Origin of the sequence: Solihabitans fulvus (assembly GCF_008386585.1) — a bacterium.
GTDB lineage: Bacteria > Actinomycetota > Actinomycetes > Mycobacteriales > Pseudonocardiaceae > Solihabitans > Solihabitans fulvus.
The window spans coordinates 1-24,956 of sequence record NZ_VUOB01000045.1 but is presented as its reverse complement, the minus strand read 5'-3'; the positions used below and the strand labels follow the sequence as shown (position 1 = coordinate 24,956).

18 protein-coding genes and 4 tRNA genes are annotated in these 24,956 nt (G+C 67.9%); 12 read left to right on the top strand and 10 right to left on the bottom strand.

Annotated features, from left to right (window positions below; all coding sequences use genetic code 11):
- Positions 1–2: 2 nt before the first annotated feature.
- Positions 3–1,658, top strand: coding sequence for an aldehyde dehydrogenase family protein (locus F0L68_RS24830; RefSeq protein WP_149852206.1), 1,656 nt, complete (start codon positions 3–5; stop codon positions 1,656–1,658).
- A gap of 1 nt (position 1,659) precedes the next feature.
- Here the strand turns inward: F0L68_RS24830 and F0L68_RS24825 are convergent, their stop codons facing one another.
- The 3 genes from F0L68_RS24825 to F0L68_RS24815 form a co-directional block, all read right to left on the bottom strand.
- Positions 1,660–2,298 carry a hypothetical protein gene (locus F0L68_RS24825; protein ID WP_149852205.1) on the bottom strand — a complete coding sequence of 213 codons (639 nt, stop codon included), beginning with the start codon at positions 2,296–2,298 and terminating at the stop codon, positions 1,660–1,662.
- 118 nt (positions 2,299–2,416) lie between these two features.
- Positions 2,417–3,400 carry a hypothetical protein gene (locus F0L68_RS24820; protein WP_149852204.1) on the bottom strand — a complete coding sequence of 328 codons (984 nt, stop codon included), beginning with the start codon at positions 3,398–3,400 and terminating at the stop codon, positions 2,417–2,419.
- Between the two features lie 42 nt (positions 3,401–3,442).
- The gene (locus tag F0L68_RS24815; protein ID WP_149852203.1) at positions 3,443–4,432 is read right to left on the bottom strand and encodes a hypothetical protein; all 990 of its coding nucleotides are present in this window, start codon (positions 4,430–4,432) and stop codon (positions 3,443–3,445) included.
- A 282-nt stretch (positions 4,433–4,714) separates the two neighbouring features.
- Between F0L68_RS24815 and F0L68_RS24810 the strand changes: the two genes are divergently transcribed.
- Complete coding sequence (locus tag F0L68_RS24810; protein WP_188316808.1) at positions 4,715–6,961, top strand: MMPL family transporter; 2,247 nt, start codon at positions 4,715–4,717, stop codon at positions 6,959–6,961.
- 18 nt (positions 6,962–6,979) lie between these two features.
- Here the strand turns inward: F0L68_RS24810 and F0L68_RS24805 are convergent, their stop codons facing one another.
- Positions 6,980–7,810: an RCC1 domain-containing protein gene (locus F0L68_RS24805; RefSeq protein WP_188316807.1), complete on the bottom strand. Its 831-nt coding sequence runs from the start codon at positions 7,808–7,810 to the stop codon at positions 6,980–6,982.
- A 441-nt stretch (positions 7,811–8,251) separates the two neighbouring features.
- On the opposite strand from F0L68_RS24805, the gene F0L68_RS24800 reads away from it, so the two are divergent.
- Together F0L68_RS24800 and F0L68_RS24795 are read left to right on the top strand one after the other, a co-directional pair.
- Positions 8,252–8,923 (top strand): hypothetical protein, encoded by a 672-nt coding sequence (locus tag F0L68_RS24800; RefSeq protein WP_149852200.1) that lies wholly within the window; start codon positions 8,252–8,254, stop codon positions 8,921–8,923.
- A 26-nt stretch (positions 8,924–8,949) separates the two neighbouring features.
- Positions 8,950–10,029, top strand: a complete 1,080-nt coding sequence (locus tag F0L68_RS24795) for a YncE family protein (protein ID WP_149852199.1) — start codon at positions 8,950–8,952, stop codon at positions 10,027–10,029.
- Between the two features lie 119 nt (positions 10,030–10,148).
- Here the strand turns inward: F0L68_RS24795 and F0L68_RS42640 are convergent, their stop codons facing one another.
- The gene (locus F0L68_RS42640; RefSeq protein ID WP_188316806.1) at positions 10,149–10,748 is read right to left on the bottom strand and encodes a hypothetical protein; all 600 of its coding nucleotides are present in this window, start codon (positions 10,746–10,748) and stop codon (positions 10,149–10,151) included.
- 378 nt (positions 10,749–11,126) lie between these two features.
- Here F0L68_RS42640 and uppS point away from each other — a divergent pair, with 378 nt between their 5' ends.
- The 3 genes from uppS to F0L68_RS24775 are packed head-to-tail and all read left to right on the top strand — an operon-like array spanning position 11,127 to position 14,145.
- A complete protein-coding gene (uppS, locus tag F0L68_RS24785; RefSeq protein WP_223199107.1) occupies positions 11,127–12,722 on the top strand; it encodes a polyprenyl diphosphate synthase in 1,596 nt (531 codons plus the stop codon).
- On the top strand, positions 12,719–13,345 hold the full coding sequence (locus F0L68_RS24780; protein WP_149852197.1) for an ABC transporter ATP-binding protein: 627 nt from the start codon (positions 12,719–12,721) through the stop codon (positions 13,343–13,345). The genes uppS and F0L68_RS24780 overlap by 4 nt, the downstream gene beginning before the upstream one ends.
- Positions 13,342–14,145 (top strand): ABC transporter permease, encoded by an 804-nt coding sequence (locus F0L68_RS24775; protein ID WP_149852196.1) that lies wholly within the window; start codon positions 13,342–13,344, stop codon positions 14,143–14,145. Before F0L68_RS24780 ends, F0L68_RS24775 begins: the two co-directional genes overlap by 4 nt.
- A 483-nt stretch (positions 14,146–14,628) precedes the next feature.
- Here F0L68_RS24775 and F0L68_RS24770 read toward each other — a convergent pair.
- The 3 genes from F0L68_RS24770 to F0L68_RS24760 all read right to left on the bottom strand — a co-directional run bounded on the left by F0L68_RS24770 (position 14,629) and on the right by F0L68_RS24760 (position 16,277).
- Positions 14,629–14,700 (bottom strand) — tRNA-Val (locus F0L68_RS24770).
- 132 nt (positions 14,701–14,832) lie between these two features.
- Complete coding sequence (locus tag F0L68_RS24765; RefSeq protein WP_149852195.1) at positions 14,833–15,681, bottom strand: anti-sigma factor; 849 nt, start codon at positions 15,679–15,681, stop codon at positions 14,833–14,835.
- Entirely contained in the window at positions 15,678–16,277 is a 600-nt protein-coding gene (locus tag F0L68_RS24760) for an RNA polymerase sigma factor (RefSeq protein ID WP_223199106.1), read from the bottom strand. The genes F0L68_RS24765 and F0L68_RS24760 overlap by 4 nt, the downstream gene beginning before the upstream one ends.
- A 323-nt stretch (positions 16,278–16,600) precedes the next feature.
- Here F0L68_RS24760 and F0L68_RS24755 point away from each other — a divergent pair, with 323 nt between their 5' ends.
- The 4 genes from F0L68_RS24755 (at position 16,601) to F0L68_RS24740 (ending at position 17,444) form a co-directional block, all read left to right on the top strand.
- On the top strand, positions 16,601–17,026 hold the full coding sequence (locus F0L68_RS24755; RefSeq protein ID WP_149852193.1) for an SsgA family sporulation/cell division regulator: 426 nt from the start codon (positions 16,601–16,603) through the stop codon (positions 17,024–17,026).
- Between the two features lie 146 nt (positions 17,027–17,172).
- A tRNA-Gly gene (locus F0L68_RS24750) sits at positions 17,173–17,245 on the top strand.
- 54 nt (positions 17,246–17,299) lie between these two features.
- A tRNA-Cys gene (locus tag F0L68_RS24745) sits at positions 17,300–17,371 on the top strand.
- A gap of 1 nt (position 17,372) precedes the next feature.
- Positions 17,373–17,444, top strand: a tRNA-Val gene (locus tag F0L68_RS24740).
- A gap of 1,301 nt (positions 17,445–18,745) precedes the next feature.
- Here the strand turns inward: F0L68_RS24740 and F0L68_RS24735 are convergent.
- Positions 18,746–20,302, bottom strand: a complete 1,557-nt coding sequence (locus tag F0L68_RS24735; RefSeq protein ID WP_438672314.1) for an ISL3 family transposase — start codon at positions 20,300–20,302, stop codon at positions 18,746–18,748.
- 912 nt (positions 20,303–21,214) lie between these two features.
- A complete protein-coding gene (locus F0L68_RS24730; RefSeq protein WP_149852192.1) occupies positions 21,215–23,179 on the bottom strand; it encodes a S1 family peptidase in 1,965 nt (654 codons plus the stop codon).
- A 390-nt stretch (positions 23,180–23,569) separates the two neighbouring features.
- Between F0L68_RS24730 and F0L68_RS44590 the strand changes: the two genes are divergently transcribed.
- Positions 23,570–24,952, top strand: coding sequence for an ALF repeat-containing protein (locus tag F0L68_RS44590; RefSeq protein ID WP_188316805.1), 1,383 nt, complete (start codon positions 23,570–23,572; stop codon positions 24,950–24,952).
- Positions 24,953–24,956: the final 4 nt, after the last annotated feature.

Here is a 24,956-nt window from a genome sequence, read left to right as displayed (position 1 = left end):
GCGTGACCACGCCAGCCGGAGACACCGACGACAGGACGGACCACGTGACGCGCCCGCAGACCGCCGTTCGACACTTCCCTCTCTACATCGGGGGCGACCGCGTCGACACCGAGGAACGTGCCTACGGCATGAGTGTTCGCGCGGTGCTGGACCCGTCCGGTCCAGAGACGGCCACGTTGTTCCGCCTGCTGCGCGAGGGCAGCGAGGAGGAACTGCACGCGCACCCGCACGTGTTGTGTTCGGTCGCGCTGGCCACGCCGGAGCTGGGGCAGGCCGCCCTGCGCGCGGCGGCCGGCGCCGTGCCGCGGCTGCGCGCGGTGCCACTGGAGGAGCGGCTGAGCTGCATCCAGGACCTGTACGAGGGTTTTCGGGCCCATCGGGCGGAGCTGGCCCGGATCCTGCGCATGGAGGGCTGCCCAGGGCGATTGGTCGAAGCCCAGTTCGAGGTGATCCTCGATCTCGTCCGTGCGGAGAGCCTCGATCAGGCGCGATCCCTGCTGCGACAGGAGATCGCCACCGCCCGGCACACCATCGTCCTGCAACGGCAGCCCGACGGCGTGGTGTGCGTCGACCCACCGGCGAACGCGCCGTTGTTCGGGCTGATCGCGTCGCTGGTGCTGCTGGCGGGCAACGCCGTGGTGGTACGCGTGCCGCGTAGCTGCGCCACCTCGCTGAGCTACGCCCTGCACAACGTGATCATTCCGGTGCTGGAGTCGCGAGACGTCCCGGCCGGGGCGTTCAACGTGCTCTGCGCGGACTACGAGGTCACCATGCAGCAGTGGCTGGACAGCCCGCTGGTCAACACCATCTACTACTTCGGCTCCAGCGAGCACGGGCTCGCGTTGGAGCGCAGGTGCGTTGAGCGCGGCAAGAAGGCGATCCTGGAGCTGTCCGGCAACGACGGCGTGCTCGTGTGGCGGGACGCGGACCTCGACTACGCCGCCGCTGCGCTGATCGAGGCGTTCTATGCCTCTGGACAGACCTGCTTCAGCCCCAAGTACGCCATCGTGCACCCCGCTGTCGCCGACGAGCTGCTCGACCGACTCAGGGCAGCGGCATCCGAGCTGCGTCCCGGCGACCCGGAACTCTCCGACACCGTGCTCAGTCCCGTCCTGCGCGCCACCGCGTTCCACCGTTGCCTGACCGAGGCGCTCGACGCCGGGGCCACGATGATCTGCGGCGGGCGACAGGTGGACCTCGCCGGCGAACCCGATCCGCACGGGCTGTTCATCGAACCGACCGTGATCCGCGTCGATGGTTTCGAACTGGCCGACACCATCGCCGCCGTGCGCGCGGAGACCTTCTTTCCCCTGCTGCCGGTGGTGGTTCCGGAAGACGGACCCGACCTGCTTGACCGCGGTATCGACTTCCTCAACCGCAACGTCTACGGCCTGCGCAACTCGCTGTGGGCCGAGGACCCGATGGTCATCGAGCGGTTCACCAACGCCGTGTCCAACGGTGGGTTGCTGAAGGTCAACGACACACACATGGGCCACGCGCCCCACCTGCCAGGCCTCGGCGGCACCGGGCACAGCGGAGGCACCCACGGTGAGGCCGCCTATCCGTTCCTGCGCGCCAGCCGCCTCCAGGCGGTCGCCATCGCGACCACCAGGGTCCATCCCAGGGAAGCGGTGCTCGGGACCGCGGCAGGTCGGTAGGTCAGTGCGTGGGCGGGGCGGGCAGCGGCCAGGCGGTGCCCTGGCCGGACGCGGTGAACACCGTGTCCTTCATGGTGAACAGGGCGGTGCCGAACGCCTTGGTGAAGGCGTCCACGCCCTGCTGGGTGGGCGTGACCGGGATGCCGCTGCCCCGCACGGCGACGGGCTGGCCCGGGGCGCCCGTGGTGAGGCTGATCTGAACCTTGCTCGGATCCGTGACGTACAGCGGCAGTTCGCCCAGCCACTGGTCGTTCACCTTCAGGAACGCGAGGACCACGCCGTCGGGCACCGAGCCCCTGATCTCGGTGATCTCCATGCGGGCTCGGCTGTTGGACAGCACCACGCCGCCCTGCGCCCGCCCGTTGCCCTTGCTCGGCTGGCCGGTGGCCGAGACCGTGCCGGTGACGTACTCCGGAGTGAGCTGCACGCCTTCGACGGTGCTGCCGTCGCTGCCCACGATCGCGGTGGCCGGCGCCACCGCCTGCACCGTGATGCCCTGCGTGGCGAGCTGCTTGAGGGCGAGGTCGGTCAGTCGCAGTTCGGCCAGCCCGCCCAGCACCGTGAGCGTCTGGTCACCGAGCTGCTGGACCGCGGCCGTGGCCGCTGGACCGCCGAGTTGTGCGGCCAGAGGCGCCGCCATCGCACCGCTGACAAAGACACGTCGGGTGATAGCCATACAAGCAGTGTCGGGCCTGGCGGTGGTCTCGGCGCGACAGTTGACTCGAAGGTGGGACTCCGGCGGTTCGGGTGGCCTGGGTTCAGGACGGCGGGACGAGTTGGACGATGCTCATGGACTGGGTGGCGGGGGAGGCGTCGAAGGACGGAGCGGGACGGGCCGGGTAGACGATCCCGTTGGTGCCATACGTTCCCCGCGGCGCGCCGTGGGTCAGCAGAAGCTGAATGGCGAAGCTGTAGGGCAACAGCGCCAGGTCGATAGTGGACACCTGGATGATCGAGGGCGCGAACGGGTCGGTGTTGCTGTAGAGCACGGTGGTTCCCAGGGGCTGCACCGGCCCGAGGTTGGTGAAGATCGGGGTCACGTAGGTGAACGCGCCGAGTCCGACCAGGGGCAGTCCGGAGTTGTTGAACACGGTGACGTGCAGCGAGGCCGGGCTCGCTGCGTTGGTGAACACCGCTGGGGTGTAGGTGAAGTAGAGATCGGGGTTTCCCGGCGGAGGAACGGCCGAGGAATCCAGGACGGGTTGGAAGCCCCGGGAGTTGCGGGTGACGTCAGTGTCGGTGTCCAGCGGGCCTGCGTGCACGGTGGCCCGGCCGTCGGCTGGCAGGGCGGGTGCGTTGGGCAACTGCACCAGCGGGATGGTGAGGGTTTCCAGGGTTCCTGGAGCCAGGCCGGCGGGGATGGTGATCTGGGCGACCTCGGGCACGTTGGGCGCCGGGTTGCTGTAGAGCACGCTCGCGCTGACCGGCAGGGGAGACCCGGTCACGGAGGAGAGGTTGCCGAGGTTGTAGAAGTAGGGCGTCGTGATGAACACGGTGGCAGGACTGAGGGTGGTGTTGGCGCCGGGCGCGTTGCCGACGTGCAGTGTCAGCGTCGCGGTGCCGCCCGTGGAGATCTCGGGCGAGGTGGTCTCCATGAACAGGTTGACGGCGTTGAGCGCTACGGGCGCGGCGGCGGCGCGACCGACCAGGGTCGGGGCGAGCCCGGCCACGACTGCGGCGGTTCCCGCTGATCTGACGAAGGTGCGACGTGACAGGGTGTGCGGGTCTGGTGTGTCGGACATCGTTGTCCCTACCTTTCCTCCTGTGGTGCGAAGGGATTGCGGTCACCTGATGATCTGGACCCCGGGTGCGAAGATCCCGGTGGCGAGGTTCTGGTTGTGGTCCGAGCCGGTCGTCGTGGCCACGGCGCTGCTCCAGACGTTGCCCGACGGGCCGCCAGGGCGTGCGGTGATGTCGACCGTCGTGGACACCTCCGTGCCCGGCGGGAGTCCGACCGGTGGCGCGACAGCGCAGTCCCAGATCTGAGCGACCGCAGGATCGGCGGGGTCGTCGAACAGGCCCGTGCAGCGGGTGTAGAGGCCCTGAACTGGGTCCACGTGGTGGAACTTCACATACGGGGGCAGGCTGAACACCAGGCGCAGCGGCTGGGTGGCGGGTCCGGCGGCCTTGTCGTTGCCGATGCTGAACGTCAGGGTCCCGTCGGTTCCGTCCGTGTAGACCGCGCCGGTGGGCGGGCGCAGGTACAGGTCGGGCGAGGTGCGCTGCTCTGGGCTCGGCGGGGCGCCGTCGATGTTGACTCCCGGGGTGATGATGGCATCGGCGGGGTCGGTCACGGTGTCCCCGCCGGGGACCGGCAGAGCCGACGCGGTGCCCCAGGAGGAGACCTTCGGCGTGGGCGGTGTGCCAGTGGGTGCGTTGAGCGCGACGGTGATGGTGGTCGAGGCGCCGGCGTTGATCGCGGCGAGGGTGCATTCGAGGACTTCGGGCACGAAGCGGTCGGGGTTGGTGTAGCGCTTGGCGCAGCCGAGGATGCCTGGTCCGCCGGGGAGCGGGGCGGCGATGTTGACGAAGATCGGTGTGGTGTAACGGAAGACGACGTTGCTAATTCCATCCGAAGAGGACTGGTTGGTGACGGTGAAGGTCTGGGTTCCGGTGTCCTGCCCGGGTTTGACGGTGGGTTCGTTCGCGCTGACCGATAGGTCGATCACGGCGGGGCCGCCCGCCGCGTGCCCTGACCCTGCGGAGGAGGCGAGGGTGATCGTGCCGAGCGCGAGTGTCGCGACGACCAGCAGGTGAGGTGTTCTGGGACGCATCGACCAGGTCCTTTCGGCGCTGACGGACATTCGCCCGCGCGGCGGCAGAGATAGGAGACACTCGCGGGACTCGGCGGATCCTCGCCGCCGCATTACCGTCCACACGGTGCTGAATGGCCTAACGGATTCATCGTTTCAGACCATCAAATGGTTACCGTTTCTGAGGCAATCAGGCTATTTATGCAATGTTGCGATTCCTGCTTCGGTTTGCGACACGATCGGGGATCTGCCTTGCCCGCCGCAGTGGTTGCTGGGAACGTCCGGCCGGTGATCGACCGCGCCGTGACCCCAGTCAGGCCGGCCGCCACCAGCGGGCCGATCTCCGGTGGCGCGGTGGAACGGCTGGGCTGGTGGGCGGCGCGCCGGCGCGACCTCGTCGCCGGTGTCTGGCTGCTGGTGGTCGCGGCCTCGTTCGGGTTGCTCCCGCACTTCACGCACGCCCTGGCCGCGCCGGCCATCGAGATCGACGGTTCGGAGTCGAGTCGGGCGGCCGAGCTGGTGGCCAAGGGGTTTCCGTTGCTGGGCCGCGAACAGCTCGTGGTGGCGTTCCGCTCGACCACTCTCACCTCGACGAGCCCGGACTTCCAGGACGCCGTCGGTCACGCCACCGCCGCGCTGCGCCGCCAACCCGGTGTGCGGGCGGCGTTCACGTTGCCGCCTGCGGGATCCGACCGAGCAGCGTCCGACAACGACGTGCTCGCTCCGCTGTACACGCTGTACCACGATCCGCACAACGCCTACGTGCTGGTGGCCCTTGACGGGGACAGCGCCGAACGTCAGGACCGCATTCGGGCCCAGCGCGATGCCGTGACGGACGTGGCGCGCGCGGCCAGCGACGCCCGGGTTCAGGCTCACCTGATCGGGCTGTCCACGGTCAACGAGGACATGCGCCGGACGGAGCTGGACGACCTGCGGGTTGGCGAGCTGGTCACGATTCCGCTGGCGGCGCTGGTGTTGTTGGTGGGGCTGGGTACGGTTGGCGCGGCGGTCCTGCCGTTGCTCACCGCAGGCGCCGCCATCGTCACCACCTTCGGGTTGGTTGGCGCTGCGACGCTGGCCCTGCCCGGTCTGCGGTTCGACACGTTCACCGCCGCCGTGGTCACCGTGGTGGGCCTGGGCATCGGCATCGACTACGCCCTGTTCGTGGTGAACCGGTTCCGCGAGGAGTTGTCGACCGGGATACCACCGGAGGCCGCGGTCGGCCGCGCGACGGCCACCAGTGGTCGTGCGGTGGTGTTGTCGGGCATCGTGGTCAGCGTCGCGGCGGCCAGCATGGTGCTGTTGCCCTCGCCGCTGTGTCGGGAACTTGCGCTGGGCGCGACCCTGGTGACGGCCGTCGTCCTGCTCGCGGCGCTGACCCTGTTGCCCGCCATCCTGGTGCGCTGGGCCCGCTGGGTGGAGTGGGGGCGGCTGCCGTGGTTCGCGCCGTCCCACCCGGACGCCGCCGAACGCGGCGGGTGGGCGCGGTGGGCAAGGCGACTCATGCGGCGTCCGTGGCCGTACGCGGTCGCCGGGATCGCCGTGCTGTTGCTGGCTTCTCTGCCCGTGTCCGGGCTGCGTCTGGGAGTGGACCTCGGCAGACAGGGGCTGGCCGACACGCCTTCTGGCGCGGCGCTGGCGATCGTGGACGCCGATGGTGCCGGCGGTGTCATGGGGATGATCAGCGTGGTGGTGCCCCGCATCAGCGCCGGAGAGCCCGCCGAGGTCGCGACCCTGGCCGCCGACCTGCGTCAGCGGCCGGACGTGGCGGCCGTCCTCGCCTTCGACAACCGGCGTGACCTGAGCATGCTGGCGGTGGTGCCAAGGGCCGCACCGGACTCAGCGCAGGCCGCGGACCTGACCCGCCGACTCCGCGGGGACCTGAGCCGCCCGGTGCGGCAGGCCCGTCACGAGGTCGTTGTCGGCGGGTTCAGCGCGTTGCTCGACGACGTCACCGCCATGGTGACCGGGTGGCTGCCGTGGGTGATCGGCCTGGTGCTGCTCCTGTCGCTGGGCTACCTGGTGGTGGTGTTCCGCAGTCTGGTGTTGCCGGTCAAGGCGATCGTGATGAACCTGCTGGCCATCTCCGCGACGCTCGGCCTGACGGCACTGGTGTTCCAGCACGGGTTCGGCGCGTCTCTGGCGGGAGCGCGCCGCATTGGGAGCGTCCAGGTCTACCTGCCGGTGGTGGTGTTCACGATGTTGTTCGGGCTGTCCATGGACTACGAGGTGTTCCTGGTCCGCCGTATTCATGAGGAGTACCAGCTGTCCGGCGACAACTCGTCCGCGGTGGCTCTGGGGCTCCAGCGCACGGCGCGGTCGATCACGACTGCGGCCGCCATCATGATCGTGATCTTCTCCGGACTGCTGGCGAACCGGATACCCGAGGCCAGGCAGATCGGTTTCGCGCTGGCGGTGGCAGTCGCGGTGGACGCCACGGTGATCAGGATGCTGTTGGTACCCACGCTGATGCGGCTGCTCGGTGACCGGAACTGGTGGCTGCCGCGTCCGTTGGACCGCCTGCTGGGCAGCCGAGGTCAAGACGCGTGATGATTGCGTGCCAAGGGCCTACGAGCCCTTCACCGTCAGGGTGTGGAAGGACCCCGCAGAGATCGCGGTCACGCCGGACGTCGCCTGGTCGGGCACCGCCCGCTGGCCGAACGTGTTGTCATCCCAGACGTATGCCCGGCCATCAGCCCCCAGCGCGGCGGAGTGCAGCCAGCCAGCCGCGACAGCCGTCAGCTTGAGCGAACCGAACATCGGTACCGACCACTCGTTCTTCCCGCTGCCCCATGCGACGGCGACGCCGTCCTTGGACAGCGCGAGACTGTGGAACCCTCCTGCGGCGATCGCCGCGACGACGGCTGGCAGGCGGTCGGGCAGCGTGGTCTGGCCGAACCTGTTGTCGCCCCAGGCGATGACCTTGCCGTCCTTGGTGAGGGCGAGGCTGTGCCGGCCGCCCGCGGAGATCGCGGTGATGTCGCTGGTGGCTTCCTTGGGCACCGTGGCCTGCCCGCTGGTGTCGTATCCCCAGCCGATGACCTTGCCCTGTTTGGTGAGGGCCAGGCTGTGGAATCCGCCCGAGGAGATCGCCGTGATGTCCGCGGCGGCCTCGGGCGGCACGTTCGTCTGGCCGAAGCTGTTGTCGCCCCAGGCGATGACCTTGCCGTTCTTGGTGAGGGCGAGGCTGTGGCGGCCGCCCGCGGAGATCGCGGTGATGTCGCTGGTGGCTTCCTTGGGCACCGTGGCCTGACCCTGGTCGTTGCCGCCCCAGGCGATCACTTTGCCGGCACTCGTCAGCGCCAGGCTGTGCGACTCGCCGCCGGACACCGCAACGACCGGGCCGAGGTCTGTCGGCACCGTGGCCTGGCCCTTGTTGTCGTAGCCCCAGGAAATCACCGGGCCACCGCCGGTGACGGCGCCCGCTGTGGTCGGTAGGACTCCAGTTCCCGTCGCCGCAACCGCCACTGTCAGCCCGCACAGAAATCGCCTGGTGCGGCTCGTCGGATTCGGATTCACCGTGGTCGACATCGCAGTACTCCACCGGGTGTAGGGGCGCGATCGGCGTCGTCACGCGCTCCCAACACGTGGGTTGCCATCGTCGAGAGTGCTACGGGCGCGGTCACGACGCCAGACCGGTACCCAGGTCTCACCCATGTGGGGACTTCGGTTCCGAGCTCGTCGTGTTCGGGGCAACGTAACCCACGCGGATGGATCGCCACCGTGTTTGCCCAGGTGGCTTCGCACCGCATCGTGGGTTCGGCTTGCCCCCGGAGTGCGCGATTGCCAGTGTCCATTGTGTCTGTTTGTGTGACAGCGCTCGAACGGAGGAACACTGCCATGGGCGCACGGAAGTACGCGTTGGGACTGTCCGCCGCCGTCGTGACAATGGCGGTCGGGGGTCTCACCGCACCACGGGACTTCCTGCAACCGCAGGCGACCGCTCAAGCGAGCGTCTCCGCGAACGACGACGAGACCGTGCAGGACGGCAAGGGCGATGTGACCCTGACCGGGCGGGCCCAGCTCACCGAGGACGAGGCCGGCGTCAAGCAGAAGCAGAAGAGCGGTGACGCCGCCACGCTCGATCCCGGCGAGACCCTGTGCACGGGAGCCAAGGGCGATGCGCACCTTGGCTCGGACGGCTCCATGAAGGGCACGGTGGCCTGTCAGGACGACGTCGTGTTCGAGCAGGACGAGGACACCGACGATGGCGAGAAGCCGACCGGGCAACAGGTCGAGGTCTCCGACGTCACCGACGACCTGGCCAGCGGGGACGTCACCGTCACTCTCGACCACGACCCGGCCAAGAAGGTCAAGTTCATGTCCTGCCCCGAGAAGAGTGGCGACGTCACCATCTCGGGTACCTCCGCGCACAGTAGTGACGCCCCGTGCACGATGACTGCTGACGGCGCCAAGGCGCTGGACGACAAGTTCGGTCCCGGCATCTTCCAGCCAGGCGACCGGATCGCGGTCGGACACGGCGACGGCACGGTCAGCAAGGGCAAGCGATGAGGTTCCCGTCGAAGGAGGGAAACACCATGCGCACTGCCGGCAGTCGCGCTGCCGCCGTCGGCACACGGCGACGGACAGTGGCGGCGCTTGCCGCCGTGGGGCTGGTCTTCGCGGCCTCGGCGGTGGCCCTGCCGTGGCATGTCGCCCGGGCCGCCGACGCGCCGGAGGCGTACGTGTTCGATGTCAACAACAACACCGTCTTCTCGCTGGACACCGTCACCAGGAGCTGGGTCGGCGCGAAGTTGAAGACCAAGGGCGGCAGAAAGCTGGCGATGTCGCAGGACGGGAAGACCGCCGTGCTGTACCGGGAGTTCAAGGACCCACAGGACGCGACGAAGGTGACCAAGGACTTCCTGCGCTTCGACCTGGCCAGCGGCAAGCAGATCGGCGATCCGATCACGCTGGACGAGGGCGCGGTGACCTCGGTGATCCTCAGCCAGGACAACACGACGCTCTACGCCGCAGGCCACAGCGACAAGATCACGAGGATCGACATCGTCGGCTGGAAACCCTTGGCGCCGCTGACGCTGACGCCGGACCCAGGGCCGAAGTACTTCGGCGACGTCCGCATCGCGCTCAGCCCCGACCAGAAGCGCCTGCACCTGGCGCACAAGGGAACCAGGAGGCTGGAGACCTTCGACGCGGCAACCGGATCGCGAACGGTCGACTCGCAGGTCCTCGGCGGACACCCGATGACCCCGGTACCCAGCCAGGACGGCACGAGACTGTATGTGCCGCTGGTCGACAAGGACGCGATTCAGATCGTCGACGCCGCAACCGACAAGCCCGTCGGCGACCCGGTGCCGGCCTGCGGCGGACCCGCGTACCTCGCCCTGACCAAGGACGGCGGCCGAGCCTATGTGTCGTGCAGCAACTCGAACCAGATCGCGGTCATCGACACGGCGAAGGCGGTCAGGATCGGCGACCTGATCGGGGTGGCCAGGGACCCGTTGGGCACGGTGCTGACGCCCGACGGCAGCAAACTGGTCGTCGCGCACGGCTTCGGACACGCTGCCACCTTCATCGACATCGCCACCGGCACGATCGACGGTGAGATTGTCGACTTCCCCTCGGACGATGCCATGGTGGGGCTGACGATTCGCTGACCACGGCTGCCGCTGGGCACACCGCGACGTCGAGACCGCTCCACCAAGGCAACTGGGCCGCCACGAGGATCTCCTCGCGGCGGCCCAGTCATCGGTGGGGCGATACTGCGTCGGTACGTCTATGGCTTGGGCTTGAGCGCGAAGCCGCCCTTCCCCGACACGGTGTCGAACGTGGTGCCGTCCTTGGCGCACGTGTCGGCGGCCTTCTTCGTCGTGTCGTCGGGCGCGGGGCCGCCTCGGCCTTCCATGCCCTCGAACTTGCCGCTCTTCACGGTGGACTCGATGCTGACGCTCGGCGAACCGTCGGAGTTGCGCAGGAGTTCGAGGTCGGCCTTGACCACGCTGGTGGCGACCTCCTTGCCCGCGCTGTTGAGCCAGCTCAGGGTGGCGTCGGCGGAGCCAGACGTCTCGTCTGCCGCGCAGTTGCCCGTGAAGCTGGCTTCGACCTTGGTGATGGACATCTGGGTGATCTTGTCCGCGCCAGTGCCCAGTTGCGCCTCGTCGCCGGTGCACGGGGCGGGCTTGGACGGCTCGGTCAGGGTGAGCTTGAACGTGCCGTCCTGCTTGCCGATGGGCTTGTCGCTCTTGAGGGTCGCTGACACTCCCTTACAGAAGGCGGCGGCCTTGTAGAGCCGCGAGTCGTCCTGTTGCGGCGCGGGACCATTCGTCTTGGCAAGGACATACGCCGGTCCCGCCAGCAGCAGCGGGGTCGCCAACAAGGCGGCGTAAACTCCTCGCCTTACTCGCCTCGCTCGCTGACGGCGGGCCGTCATGGCTTGGTCCGGAAATGTCTCGGGTTCGCCTGACATTTGCACTCCACGGATTCGTGATGTCAACAGGTCGTTGGACGCGAATGCGCCCACCTAGCACCGTGCGGTGATGTGGAAGTGTTGTCCAGCGGGCATCCGAGGTTTCACTCGTTCAGGTCGAGATGGGGTGAAGGCTCGATTTCACCTGCCACAGCGTGACTTCCTGTGACACGCTCGCCGCGTCACGTCGGCTGGTGATGACTGGGTGGAACTGGCATGAGGCGAATTCCAGAGTTGGCAGGCATTGATTCTGCTGAATTGCAGAAGTCATTCGATACGTGTCGTCGAGTGCACCGGAAGGCGCACCTGGCCAGCTATCTGGGCGTCGAACTGTTGTCGGCGCAGAAAAGGCCGTACCTGCACGCCCTGTGCGCGTTCGCGGCGGCGACCGACCAGATCGTCGACACCACGCGCGCGGCGGACGCACGCAGGACGTTCGACGCATGGCGCGCGCGGACAATGGACGACCTGAACGCATCGCGGAGTGCCCATCCGGTGCGCCGCGCCCTGGTCCACACCGTGCGTATGTGGGACCTGGATGCTGCCGTCATCGCGGAGATGCTGGGGGCGTACGACAACGACCTGCGACGGCCCGTCTCGTTCGCGACGTTCGACGACCTGCGTGCGTTTCTCAGGGGAGTGGGCGGCACGGTGGCCGCACTCGCCGCGCCCGTCCTCGAACCCACAGACGACGATCCCGCCGCGGCCCGCCTCATGTCGGTGCTCGGTGAGGCGTTCCAGATGACCGACATCTTCCAGGACTTCACCGAGGACCTGCCCAACGGCAAGTGCTATCTGCCGCAGTGCGACCTCGAAGACATGGGGCTCACCCAGCACGACCTCACGCGCGGCCGCCGGAGCCCGGCCCTGGACGCGTTCATCGACAGGCAGGCGAGCCGGGCGGATGCGCTGCTGGCCGAGGGGGCCGAGTCCGTGCCGTTGATGCACCCGTCCAGCCAGCCGTTTCTCCAGTGCGCGGTCACGGGTATGCGGACCCTTCTTGACGAGGTGCGGCGGCGCAAGTCCGCGGTCCTGTGGGAGCGGATCAGGCTGCAACTGCCCAGAACGGTGCCCGTGCCGGAACTCTCTGTCGTGCCGCGGCAACGCGGTGTGCTACGACGGGGCCTTTCCCGCGTCGCGGCTCGCTTCGCGCCGCTGCCGGCGACGGTGCCCCGACACGTCGCGGTGATCATGGACGGCAACCGGCGTTGGGCGGTCGCGCGGGGCCTTCCGCCCTCGGCCGGGCACTCCGCAGGCGAACGCAACGCCTGGCCGCTGGTCGACGAAGCGCTCGTGCTGGGCGTGTCGCACCTGACGCTGTTCGCCTTCTCCACCGAGAACTGGTCGCGCGAAGCGGAGGAGGTGGCGGAGTTGATGGAGCTGCTGTCCGACAGCGTCCGCCGCCAGCTCCCTGGGTTCGTCGACCGGGGAATCCGGGTCAGGTGGTGTGGGCGGCGCGACCGGATCGCGGACAGTCTGCGCGCTCAACTCGAGGATGCGGAGCGGCGCACCTCGGCGAACAACCGGCTCACCATGACCTTCGCGCTGGACTACGGCGGGCGCACCGAGATCGTCGACGCCGCACGACGTCTGGCGGTCGAGGCGACCGAGGGCAGAGTCGCGCTCACCGAGGTCACCGAGGACGGCTTCCGGCGCTACCTGTACGAGCCGGACCTGCCCGATGTCGACCTGCTGATCCGGACCTCTGGCGAACAGCGGATCAGCAACTTCCTTCCCTGGCAAGCGGCCTACGCCGAGATCGTGTTCGCGGAGGCGCTGTGGCCGGACTTCGACCCCGCCCAGTTCCGGCAGGCGGTCGCCGAGTACGCCAGACGTGACCGCCGCTTCGGGGCGCAGGCCAAGGCCGACCAGGTGGTGCGATGACGAGCGAAGTGGTGCTCCGCGTCACGGGCGTGCGCAAGTCCTACGGTTCGCGAGCGGTGCTGCGCGGAGTAGATCTCCAGGTACACCAAGGGGAACTCGTCGGCATAGTGGGAGAGAACGGCGCGGGCAAGACAACGCTGCTGCGGGTCCTGTGCGGGGAGCTGCGCGCGGACCATGGCGAGATCGCGATCGACGGCACGCTGGGATACTGTCCACAACGGACTGTTCTGGACGACGAACTGACGGTGGCGCAGCACCTGCGTCTGTTCCAGACGGCCTACCGGATCGCCAGCCTCCAGCACACCGAGGATCTACTGGCAGTCCTGGGCCTGGCCCAGCACCGGGACACGCCGGCCAAAGCGCTCAGCGGCGGCACGCGACAGAAGCTGAACCTGGTCCTTGCGCTGATGCACGACCCGGAGGTCGTGTTGCTGGACGAGCCGTACCAGGGATTCGACTGGGAGACCTACCTGGCGTTCTGGAAACTGGCGGCCACACTGCGGGACAACGGATGCGCGGTGGTGGTGATCTCCCATTTCGCCCACGACACGGAGCGTCTTGACGCGGTTCGCCGGCTGCGCGGCGGTGTGCTCGAACCCGCGATGGCAGGAGGCCGGGTGTGACCAGCTATCGGGTGGCGGTGGGGTACTCGCTGTTGGCGTTGGCCAGAAACAGGCTCGCCATCGTGCTGCTGGTGTGGCTCATTCCGCTGGCCATCACCCTGGTCAACCTCGTGGTCACTCGCGAGGAGGTCCCGTTCGCCTTCCGGGGCACCGGTGAGGTGCTGTTGGTCGGCGGCGAGAAGATGACGATGATCAGCGGCTCCCTCAACGCGGCCGCCCTGTTGGTGGGGTTCATGATGTTCAGCGCCGCCCACCGGTCCGGTGTCTTCGACCGCCGCCTGATCGCCGCGGGCTACTCCAGGATCGCCCTGCTCCTGGCCAAGGCGACGACGCTGGTGGTGGCCGCCGGGATGGTGGCCGCCTACGCGACGCTGTGCATCCGATTCTACTGGTCGCCGTTGCAGCCGGTGGTGTTGGGCGTGGGGATCTTCGTCTCGGGAGTGGTGTACGGGGCGATGGGGCTGTTTCTGGCGTTGTTCCTGCCGGGCGAGCTGGAGGGCATGGTCGCGATCATCATGGTGAGCGTGATCGAACTCGGGTTGCAGAACCCGATCGCCAGCCCCAACGCCGCCGCGAGCCTGGTCCGGTTCCTGCCCAGCTACGGTGCGATGCAGACGTGTGTCGGCGCGGCGTTCACGGACGTGCTGCCGGCGCGGCAGCTCGCGCTGAGCTGCGGATGGCTCGTCGGGTTCGGACTCGTCGTCCTCGCGGCGTTTCTCGCACACACCCGAGTTCACCTCAGCGGAACCCAGCAGCGCCGGCGTCCAGAGAGCAGTGTGCGTCGAGTGCTGTCGCCGTGATCATGGGGCGAACCGACCGTCCGCGCGAGGTTCCCCTGCGGGTAGCACCCGGGTAGACGACCGGTGTGGACCGGGGCGGGTTCGCCAGCGAGGCCACCAGCGTGCCGCGCCGGGACCTGGATCGCGAACTGAGACGCGAGGGCTGTCCCGTCCGAGCCGGCCAGCGACCGACCACTCGACGGTCCGCCCGTGCTCCAGTCGACCCAGGGGCCGAGCGGCCTCGAAGTTCGGCGCGCTGCACGAGGTGCGGGGACGGCTGGAACTCGGCCCGCCGAAGACCCCGGCCAGTGCCTCCAACAACGGCGGGAGCAGGATGGCGGGCGGACCTGGACCGAAAACCCCGCCGTGGAGCCAAAAGCGGCGTGACCTCGTCAGCTTGGGAGTTGTGGTCGGGAGGCCGTGCTCCCCGTTTGCTCCCCACAATCAGAAACGGCCCGCCGATGAAGAACATCGACAGGCCGTCTGACCAGCAAAAACACAATGTGGGCGATACTGGGATCGAACCAGTGACCCCTTCGGTGTGAACGAAGTGCTCTCCCGCTGAGCTAATCGCCCGGGTCTGCCCCGCTCTCGCGGTGCGATGCATACCTTACAGGGGCTCCCGCCACGATCAAAATCGGGGCTAAGCTCGGCATTCCACCCCGCTCGACACCGGCCTCGACCAGCGCGAAGACGGCGCGTGCCCGGTCAGCTCGTCACCTGCCCCATCGCGAGCACGGTCGACGGGGCGGCCGGCGCGACCCGACCCGGTTCCAGTGAGATCGCGAACCCCTTGTGCGCGGCGGCATCCGTCGACCACTTGAGCACCTCCGCCTGGTCGGCGCCCGCCGGCACGTCGAAGGTCGCCAGGGGCACCGGGCTCGGCGTGCTGGTTCCCCACACCACGTAGATCTGCTTCTGCTGATCGTTGGGCCGTAGGCCCATCGGCAGCACCGCGGCCTCCGTGTCGCCGGAGAGCAGCACCGCGGCAGGCTGGCCGGCGTCGGTCCGCAGGATCGCCCTGTGTGTCGTCGGGTCGGCAGCGACCTGCAAGATCTGCTGCAACTGAGCGCTCTTCGCCTGTTGCGCGGCGACCTGGTCGGACAGCCGGCTCATTCGCCAGCCGACCCCGCCTGCTGCGGCCAGCACCACGAGGACCGCGGCTGCGGCGAGCAGCACCCGCGTCCGACTCCGTCGCCGGTGTGCGGCCGCCGAGCCGGGCTCCGTGAACGACCGTCGGGGCTGCGGCTGCGAACCGGCAGCGTCCGAAGAGGACTCGATCATCTCCCGGCCCGCCGTGAGCTCGGTCTCCTGCGGCACGTCCTCGATGCGCGCCAGCAGGTTCGCCCGCAGCCTCGCCGGCGGCTCCTCCTGCTCGACTCCATCACCGAGCAGCGCCGCGACCTCCTCGGTCGCCCTGACGGCCTCCTGGCACCGCGCACAGCCCGGCAGGTGGGCGCGCAGCACGGCCTCCTCGTCCGGCTCCAGCGCGTGCATTGCCCAGCCGACCGCGAGCTCCTCGTGGGCGCAGGGCTCGTCCCACTGCTCCCTGTTCACCGCTGCGCTCCCGTCGTCCGATCCGATGTCCCGCCGGCGTCTCCGTTCAACAACGACGCCAACAGGACTCTCAGGCGTCGCACGGCCGCGAACGTGCGTGACTTGACTGTGCCAAGTGGAACTCCGGTGAGTGCAGCGACTTCACACTGTGTGTAACCGCCGAAGTAGGCCAAGGCGATCACCTGCCGCTGGTCCTCCGGCAACTTCCCGAGCGCGACACGGACCACGCCGGCCTCCACGCCCGCGAGGGCGTCCTGATCGGACCCGGGTACCGGCGGGACGACCCGCTCGGAGAGTTCGTCGGTCAGCGGAACGCTCTTACGCCGCTGGGTGTTCTCGCGGCGGACGGCGTCGACCGCTCTGTGATGCACAACCGTCATCAACCAGGTGCCGAATCCACCCCTGGCGGCATCGAATCGGCCGGGGTTCCGCCAGAGCGTGAGATACGCCTCCTGAACGGCGTCCTCGGCCAGTTCTGGATCCACGCAGATCCGCCGCGCCAGCGAGTACGCCTGCCTGGAGTACCGGTCGTAGAGCTCCGCGAAGGCGGCACGGTCGCCGGTTGTGACCAACGCCACCAATTCGGCGTCCGCCACGCGATCGTCAGGCTGCGCAGGCCGCTCGGACCCGGACCTGACGGGCTCGCGAGCCGGCGGCGAAGGCGACCCGTCAGTCACCAGAGGAATCCTCACGTCCAACATTCGCGCAACAGCGGTACCGGGTTCAGGCTAAACCCAGCAAGATGTGGTTCGCCGAGGATGGGCAGACACGGAGCGGAGTGGATCGGTAGCCCTACGAAGTATCGCTGGCCCGGATGGGTGATCTGGAGCCCATACGCGAGCGTTCCTGACCACATCGGCGTCACAACTGAGGAGCTCGGTCGTTTCCTGGCCGGGAAGGGAGAAGAAGGGTAACGACGATGCGCAACGATCACGTGACGCTCCGCTCAACAGCGGTCTTCGACCTGCTGGCGCCACGGACCCCAGCGGTCCCGGTGCAGGTGGAGCTCCGATACGACACCAAAGATCCCTACGCGGTCGTGGCCGCGTTCCGCACCGGCCGGGCCGGCTGGGTGGAGTGGGTCTTCGCCCGCGACCTGCTCGCCGACGGACTGATCGCCGAGGCGGGCGATGGTGACGTTCGGATCCGCCCGGCCACCGACGACCCAGAGGTCGTCGTCATCGAACTCAGCTCTCCTTCCGGCCACGCCATGTTCGAGGCGTCGGCACAGGAACTTGCCGACTTCCTCGACCGCACCTACGACGTCGTCGTGCCGGGCAACGAGCATCTGTGGGTGAACGTTGACGAGGCGCTGACCCACCTGATCTCGAACGATCTCACCTAGTCAGACCAGGTGGGGTGCCCGTCAGCAGGTTCGACGGGCACCCCGATTTGATCCTGACTCGGGGCGTCATATATGGTTTCTCCAGCACCACGGAGGACGGACTCCAGCCGGAAAGATCGGCCGGAAGAAGAAACCCGAGTGAGCATGCGGATGTAGCGCAGTTGGTAGCGCATCACCTTGCCAAGGTGAGGGTCGCGGGTTCGAGTCCCGTCATCCGCTCGGCTGCGGCCCCTCAGGTCCGGCCAGACTCCTGGGGATCATCTTCAGGAAAACGGCGGAGTGGCCGAGTGGCTTAGGCAAGGGCCTGCAAAGCCCTGTACGCGGGTTCGATTCCCGCCTCCGCCTCGGGCGATTAGCTCAGTGGGAGAGCACTACCTTGACACGGTAGGGGTCACTGGTTCAATCCCAGTATCGCCCACCCGATAATGGCAGGTCAAAGGCCTGATCACCGGCAACGGTGATCAGGCCTTTGATCGTTTGTCAGGCCCCTGTCAGGTGGACTGGCCGGCGGCAGGTGACACAGAACACCTCCACGCGGCAGTCGATCGGGTGACATCGGTCGACCTCTGACGCCACCAGCCGGTCGAGGGCCATACTCGGCAGGAGGGCGAGTCGACAGCGTAGGAGGCTCGATTGGGGTCCAAGACGAACTGGGCCGCCGTCAGCGCGATAGCAGCAGTAGGTGGACTATTTGTCGCGTTCCTCGCCTACGAGGCGCCGCATCCCGCACCAACACCGCAACCGACGTTCACCACGGCTCCGCTCCGGCCACCGTATAGCTACCCCGCGACGTCGATAGCCGTACCGCCCCAAACGCCGACCACGACAATGGGACTTCCACCTACGGTCGCCCCGCTGCAGGACCTCGGCTGCGTCAAGGGAGTGCAGATTGTCAATACCTACTACCAGACCGCAGGTAATACCCAGTACATGCGTGGAGCCGCTGCACGCCAGACAGCTGCGGACTTGCAGTCCTTAATCCTGCGCCTTTCGGCGGGTAGTACAGTAAAGCCTATTCGTCTCTCTCTGCACTGTACAACGACTTCTCCGAACTCGCGGTAACCTTCAACAACCGGGGCCTGAACTCGGAATCTGTTCAGGAACACGCCGACGCGGACAGGCAGACACTCGACCGCGTGTGCAGTACCTCCTAGTTCAGTCGGCACGCATCGCGACGGTGAGCAACAGCCACACCGTCACCACATGCTGTGCCTCTGAAGGTGCGCAGGTAGCCGGGCCTCCAGTGGGTGACTAACTGCGTGACAACCCCGCAGGATCGTGGCGGACGTCCACGGACGTCGCCGGACGTTTCGTCCCAGCTCAGCGGCCGCATGAACCAGGTCGTTTGACCCCACAAAATGCCTGGGGGCCAAGCGGGCGCAAGTTCCAATCTTGTCGTCTCGACGGTCTGAGGGCCCGCTGGCTCTGGGCGAAAGCCCAGGCCATCGATCATCTCCACATGCGTGGAGATCAGTTGGTGCGGTTGCGGATCGCGTCAATGACGATCGGACCACCTCAACATGCGCGGAGAGCAGGCGATGGGGCAGGTCGTCGGCGTAGATGATTCCGGACCACCCCCACATGCGTGGAGAGCAGCAGCGGCAGCGTGGGCACCGGTAGTCGTACTGCGGACCATCTCCACATGCGTGGAGAGCAGGGCTGTGTCAACGACGGTCCAATCCGGGTTCTGGCACGGTTTCCGTGATCTGGCCGTTCGGCTCAGTCGGCGAGCAGGACGCGTTTGCGGAGCAGGTCGGGCTTGGCGCGGCCGAACATCTGGCGTTTGAGCATCTTCACACGGTTCACATGGCCTTCGACGATCCCGCTGCTCCAGGGCAGGGTGAGTCCGGCGGTGACCGCGTCCTGATCTTTACGGAGCCCTCGCACGAAGGAGTGAAGGGCTGGTTGGTCGTCGGCATCGACGGCGGCCATCCACGCTTCCAGCTCCTGCCCGCGGCGCGCGCACATCATGGCGGCGAAGGCGCGGACGTGGCCGGCCAGCACGGTCAGGTGCGTGCTGGCCGCAAGGATGGCATCCAGGCGTTGTTGGTCGGTGGCGTCCATGTTCTGCGGGTCGGTCATGATCCAACCGACGACGCGACGGACTGACGGCGGTTTGCGCGGCGGTCGCTGGGCACGCGGGGCGACACGAAACTGGCGCAGGTAGTGGCGAACCACGTTCTGGCCGCCGCGATAGCCGCGTGCGGTGATCTCGGCGAACAGACCGGCAGCGTTGGTGCATCCTTCGTTCCAGCGTTGGTGCAGGTAGGGCTTGAACGGCTCCAGTATGCTGGGGCGGTACCCAGTTCCGTTACGGGTCAACAGTTCCTCGACCGTGTCAGCGCGGGCGAATCGGCGCACTGTGCCGCGCGCGAGGCCGAGTTGGCGGCAGATCTCGTTGATCGCCACACCATCGGCCAGCAAGGCGCGCACGGCCGCGTGCCGTTGCCGCGCTCGCACCGCCCACCGGTCTGTCCGGTCCGCCGCCGTGAGCGCTGGTGGTGCCGGCTGCGGGGGCGCACCGAGGTTGAGCTGGTCTTCGTGAGTCTCGTCGTCGACGCCGCCGTCGGCGGGGACGGTCAGGGCGGCGGTCAGACTGTTCTGGTGTCGGGCCACGGCGCGTTCGACGGCTGCGGCCAGGTTGTTCCACATGTGCCAGCGATCGGCGACTTGGAACGCGTCCGGTGCTCCCTCTCGGGTGCCCTCGGCGTAGGCGCTGGCGCGGTCCCGGCAGACGATCTCCACGCCGGGATGGGCGCGCAGCCATGCAGCCAGCGTCGCGGCCGTGCGGTCGGTGAGCACGTCCACCGGGCGATGGGACTCGACGTCGACCAGCAACGTGCCGTAGTCGTGGCCGCGACGCAGGGCGAAATCGTCCACGCCGAGCACCCTCGGGGTGGGCCATTGCGGGTCGGGCAGGTCACGCAGTATCCGTAGCAGCGTCATCCGGCTGACCGACGCCGCCAAGTGGCTGGTCAGCCGGGCGCCGGCACGGCCACCCAACGCTAACCCGACCGCGCACAGCACTCGTTGTAAGACCGTGGTCCGCCGAGCGTGCCGATCCGCCAACTCGGGCACCTGCTCAGCGAACGTCTTCCTCGCGCACTCGGCGTTGTCGCAGAACAATCGCCGCACCCTCAGCCGAATCAGCACCTCCTGGCCCGCAGTGGCGGTATCGGAGAGTTGGCGGTCGTAGCGGCTATGTACCCGCCCCGATGTTGTCCCGCAGCCAGGGCACGGTGCCGATTCCGGGCTGGTGCGTGCCTCGATCCGCACCACGCGGCCTGCCGTCCACACCGCGTCGATCCGCACGCCAGTCAGATGCGGCCAGAGAACCCGAACCAGATCAAGATCGACACACTTCGATCATGATTGACTACCGCGCGTCCAGCCGGCCATCCGGGTCCATCACGGAAACCGTGCCAGAACCAGCATTCGCCCGCCGACGACACAATGTCGCTCAGAGGTGACCGCACCGGGGCTGTCCTCGTACCCAAGTGTCGGCGATGCTCCTCGCACCTCCAGGTCGTTCGTCCTCGCTTCGCTGCGGGCGCCCCACCTGGACCTGCGACGTCGCACCAGCCGAAGGTATCCAGGATCGAGGAAGGTCCAGCTCTGCCCTGTGGCGCGGGGTGCGGTCACCGTTCGCGAGCACAAGCCTCCTGGCTGAGCGGGGTGCGATCAGTTCCCGCGGAGAAACGCGGTCGAAACTGGCGGACAAAACCAACGTGGTCGCAGAACAGGCTCTCCCCGCAGATGCAGATGATCGCCTGCCACCAGCCAGCCGGAACGAAGACGTGCTTGAAACTCGGTGGAGCAGAAGGAGCCCCACCGCGTGCTGCGGTGGGGCTCCGTCACTGCGGCTACAGCGTCAAGGACGCCGCTATCACTAGCGATGGACCATGAAACCGCTGGTCAACGTGTCGCAGTTCTGTTTGGTGCCCCCGGCAGGATTCGAACCTGCGACACGGTTTAGGAAGTGCCGGCAGGGTGTTGACCAAGTCATCTACCAGCGACTTCGCCAACACAGTGCATCTCGCTGATGCGCCACGACCACACCGGTTCATGCCGTTTCGTGCCACTAACCGTGCCACGGCATGGACTGCGGCGAACGTCGCGGCACGACAACGGCCGGCGTTGTGAAGCGTTCACCTCAGGGCGCCGGCCGTTGTCGCTTGGCTGTGTCCGCTATCGGAGTGCGACCTTGCCGTTGGCGGCGAGGATGCCGATGCGGTTGCCGGCCAGACGGAAGTCGACGACGTCGCCGGCCTGGTCCGTCCACTTCTCGAACAGGTTGCCTTCCTTGACCCACAGGTGCTTGTCGGTCAGGAGCACGCCGACGCGGGCGCCGCTGAGCTGGAACTTGGCCACGTTGCTCCCGTAGACCTCGGTCCAGGGCTGGAACAGGTTGCCTTCCTTGACCCAGAACTTGCCGGCCTGCAGCATCCCGATGCGGTCACCGGAGAGCTGGACGTCGTCGACCCCGTTGTCGAGGATCTTCGTCCAGTCCGCGTAGAGGTTGCCCTCCTTGACCCAGAGCTTGGCGTCGGTGGTCTGGATCGCGATCCGGTTGCCGTTCATCTCGAACTTGGCCAGGCCGCCGCTGTAGGCGTCCATGGGCTTGTCGGTGAGGCCGCCCTCGCGGACGGTCAGCGTCCCGCCGTGCAGCCAGCCGATGCGGTTGCCAGTCAGGCGGAAGTCGGTGACACCGGTGCCTTGCTCGACCCAGGGCTGGTCCAGCGCGCCGTCCTTGACCAGCAGCGTGCCGTCCTTGGTGAGCACACCCACCCGAGTCCCGCTGAGCGCGAACTTGACCACGCCGTCCTTCTTGAGGTCGGTCCAGTCGGCGTAGAGGTTGCCCTCCTTGACCCAGAGCTTGCCGTCCTGGGTCTGGGTGGCGATCCGGTTGCCGTCGACCTCGAAGGTGGTCGCGCCGCGCTGAAGGACGTCGACCCAGTTGTCGTAGAGGTTCCCGTCCTTGATGGACAACCTGTTGTCCGGCCCGACCGTCGACTTCACCCAGTCCACGACGTTGTCGACGCGGGCCAGGGTCGCGGCCTGGGCGGTGGCCGGCGGCGCGCCCTGGCAGCCGTTCTGGGTTGCGGTGCTGGCGATCGCGACGAGCTCGGACTGGCCGCCTGCCAGGTCGCGGGTGACGGGGCCACCGGCGTCACCCTTGCACGGCCCCACGCCACCGGCGGCGGGGGTGACCGCGAGGGTGGTGTCCGCGGCGACCCCGGCCGCGACGGCGGTGCGGTGGGTCTGGTTGGGGCCCCATTCGGTGGCGGTGCGGCCGTAGCCGGCCATCTGCAACGCCTCACCCGAGGCCGGGGCCGTGCCACCCAGGGGCAGCGGCGTGATGCCGGTGATCGGCGTGACGAGCTTGGCGAGCACGAGGTCGCGATCGTTGCGGGGGACCAGGGTGGTGATGTCCACGGTCTGGCCCTTGTCGGCCTCGGCGAGGCTGGCACGCCCGAGGGTGACGGTGGACTTCTGCTTCGGCGCACCCGCCGCGACGGCGTAGCCCTTGGCCGGGTCGTCGGCGAAACAGGAGGCGGCGGTGGCCACCCACTGCGGGTCGACCAACACGCCGCTACAAGCCCGGCTTCCCAGGTAGCCAGCCGCGCCGACACTGATCTTCGCGATGCGCGAGGTGCTCGTGTTCTGCCCCGAGGGCGGCGGCGAGGATCCAGCAGGCGAGGCGTCCAACTGCAGCAGCGTTGTGGGCGCGGTGGGCGGGTTGGCTGTGATACCGACCTGCTTAATCTCGCCGGGCCCGACGTCGAGGGTGGTGTGCTGCCCGGCGTCGGTGGTCAGCGCGGCTCGTAGCGCGTGCCCTTGCTCCTGTCCCAGGCCGTCGCCCTGGATGGCATAGACGGCGGGGACCTTCAGGCTCAGGTGCCCAGTCGGACCGGTGACCTGGAAGCACACGTTCCCACTTCGCCCGGTACCGATGTGTTTCGCGGTGTTCACAAGGATCACGCCGACCGTGTCGGGTCCGGTGGGACAATCGGCGAACACGATGCGCCCGTCGCCACTGATCAACTGGACCCCGTAGTCCGCGAGGATCTTGTCCGCGCCGGGGTAAGTGAAATCCTCGACCAGAGGCGGCTGCTCACCGGTTGCCGCTGGCGTGCTGTTGGGTGCCGCCACAGCGACCGCAGCACCGAAAGATACAGCAGTCCCAGCAACGGCAATGAAGGCCAGGAATCGAAAGAACAATCGCATGTTTGCCCCTGTAAATCTACTCACGCCGTGTTCTGCGAGATATCAAAAACAGTATCGCAACTCTTTGTCAAGTCTTGATGTAGCCAGGTGACGGTAAGGGTGCGTCGCCCGCTCGTCAACACATGAAGGGGATGGTGATATTCGTCTCGTCCGGCGACGGCGATTCTGTATGACACGCCGACGGCGGCACCATGGCTCGTCTTTCGGTTAGTGTATGACGTCGCGAATAGATGATCATTTCGCGCGCTGAATGCATGGGGAGTATGCATGAGTAACAGATGGTGGAGGTTTCGGCCAGTTGCGGCCGTAACCCTGATGCCAGTCGTTGGAGCGCTGCTGGCCAGCCTTCTCGCCGTGCCGGCGGCCCGCGCGGACACAACATCCACGGGGCAGGCCAGCGATCGCGCTCGCGTCCTGACGTTGTGGCGCTTCGGGGGGCCGGTGACACGAGAAGACGCGGAGACGGCCCTGACAGGCTCCGACGCCGACGTACGGGCCTTCCTTACCACCGGACACAAGCAGTCCGAGCAGATGGACCACCGGATCCAGGTCAACAAGATGATGTCCGCGGGTGGGCCGTCGGTGAAGGACGCCGCCCAACAAGCCCTGAAAGCCAACACCGATGACGCGCTGACCCAATTCCTGAACTCTGGCTGGCGCACGTCGTGGGCGATCGACCAGCGGATCCAGGTCAACAAGATGATGTCCGCGGGTGGGCCGTCGGTGAAGGACGCCGCCCAACAAGCCCTCAAGGCCAACACTGTCGAAGCCTCACAGCAGTTCCTGGACTCCGGCTGGCGGATTCCGTGGGCGATCGACCAGCGGATCCGCGTCAACCAGATCATGTCTGCCGGCGGCCCCGAGGTGAAGAAGGTCGCCCAGCAGGCCCTCACCGCCAACACCACCGAGGCCCTGACTCAGTTCCTCGATCGTGACTGGCCCGTGGCACAGGCCCGCGATCAGGAGACTGCCACTATCAGCCAACTGGTCGCCGTCGCCCAAGACGCTGGCGCACAAGCCTCACAGCAGACACAAGCCGCCAAAGACGCTGCGGACCGGGCCGAGACCGCCGCAGCTGCCGCGCGTCAGGCAGCCCAGAACGCCAGAGACGCAGCCGCAGCAGCCAAGGGCAAGGCCGGTGAGGCCGCCAGCGCGGCCAGTCGCGCGGCGGAAGCCGCCAACGGGGCCGCGCTGGCCGCGCGAGCGGCACTCGACGCCGCCAACGCGGCCAGCGGCGCTGCACAGGTCGCGGCTGGCGCCGCCTCTCGCGCCGCCACAGCGGCAGCCAAGGCCGGGCAGGCCGCCTCGCGCGCGTACGACGCCGCAGCGGATGCCGCCAGCGACGCGACCAAGGCGTCGACCGCCCGCCAAGCCGCCAAGGACGCCAGCGCCATCGCCGATTCGGCCAGCGATGCCGCCAACGCAGCGCAGTTCGCCGGGGACGCCGCGAAACGGGCAGGCGAGGCCGCTCAAGCCGCCAGCGACGCCGGTAACCATTCCAATGACGCCGCGGACGCGGCTAAGGACGCAGCCGGCTACGCCCAGGACGCCGGCGCTGATGCCAGCACGGCTCGTGCCTCCGCAGCCACCGCCAAGGCCAATGCCGCACGGGCCACCCGAGCCGCCGCCGCCGCCATAGACTTGGCCAACAAGGCCGCAGAGGCCGCCGGGCAGGCTCGTATGTGTGTGGTCACCTGAACTG

Bases quoted from the DNA above. Each gene is read 5' to 3' on its own strand.
- F0L68_RS24795 (WP_149852199.1), top strand. From the start codon at position 8,950: ATGCGCACTGCCGGCAGTCGCGCTGCCGCCGTCGGCACACGGCGACGG.
- F0L68_RS24815 (WP_149852203.1), bottom strand. From the start codon at position 4,432: ATGCGTCCCAGAACACCTCACCTGCTGGTCGTCGCGACACTCGCGCTC.
- F0L68_RS24755 (WP_149852193.1), top strand. From the start codon at position 16,601: ATGCGCAACGATCACGTGACGCTCCGCTCAACAGCGGTCTTCGACCTG.
- F0L68_RS24825 (WP_149852205.1), bottom strand. From the start codon at position 2,298: ATGGCGGCGCCTCTGGCCGCACAACTCGGCGGTCCAGCGGCCACGGCC.
- F0L68_RS24780 (WP_149852197.1), top strand. From the start codon at position 12,719: ATGACGAGCGAAGTGGTGCTCCGCGTCACGGGCGTGCGCAAGTCCTAC.
- F0L68_RS44590 (WP_188316805.1), top strand. From the start codon at position 23,570: ATGCCAGTCGTTGGAGCGCTGCTGGCCAGCCTTCTCGCCGTGCCGGCG.
- F0L68_RS24800 (WP_149852200.1), top strand. From the start codon at position 8,252: ATGGGCGCACGGAAGTACGCGTTGGGACTGTCCGCCGCCGTCGTGACA.
- F0L68_RS24820 (WP_149852204.1), bottom strand. From the start codon at position 3,400: ATGTCCGACACACCAGACCCGCACACCCTGTCACGTCGCACCTTCGTC.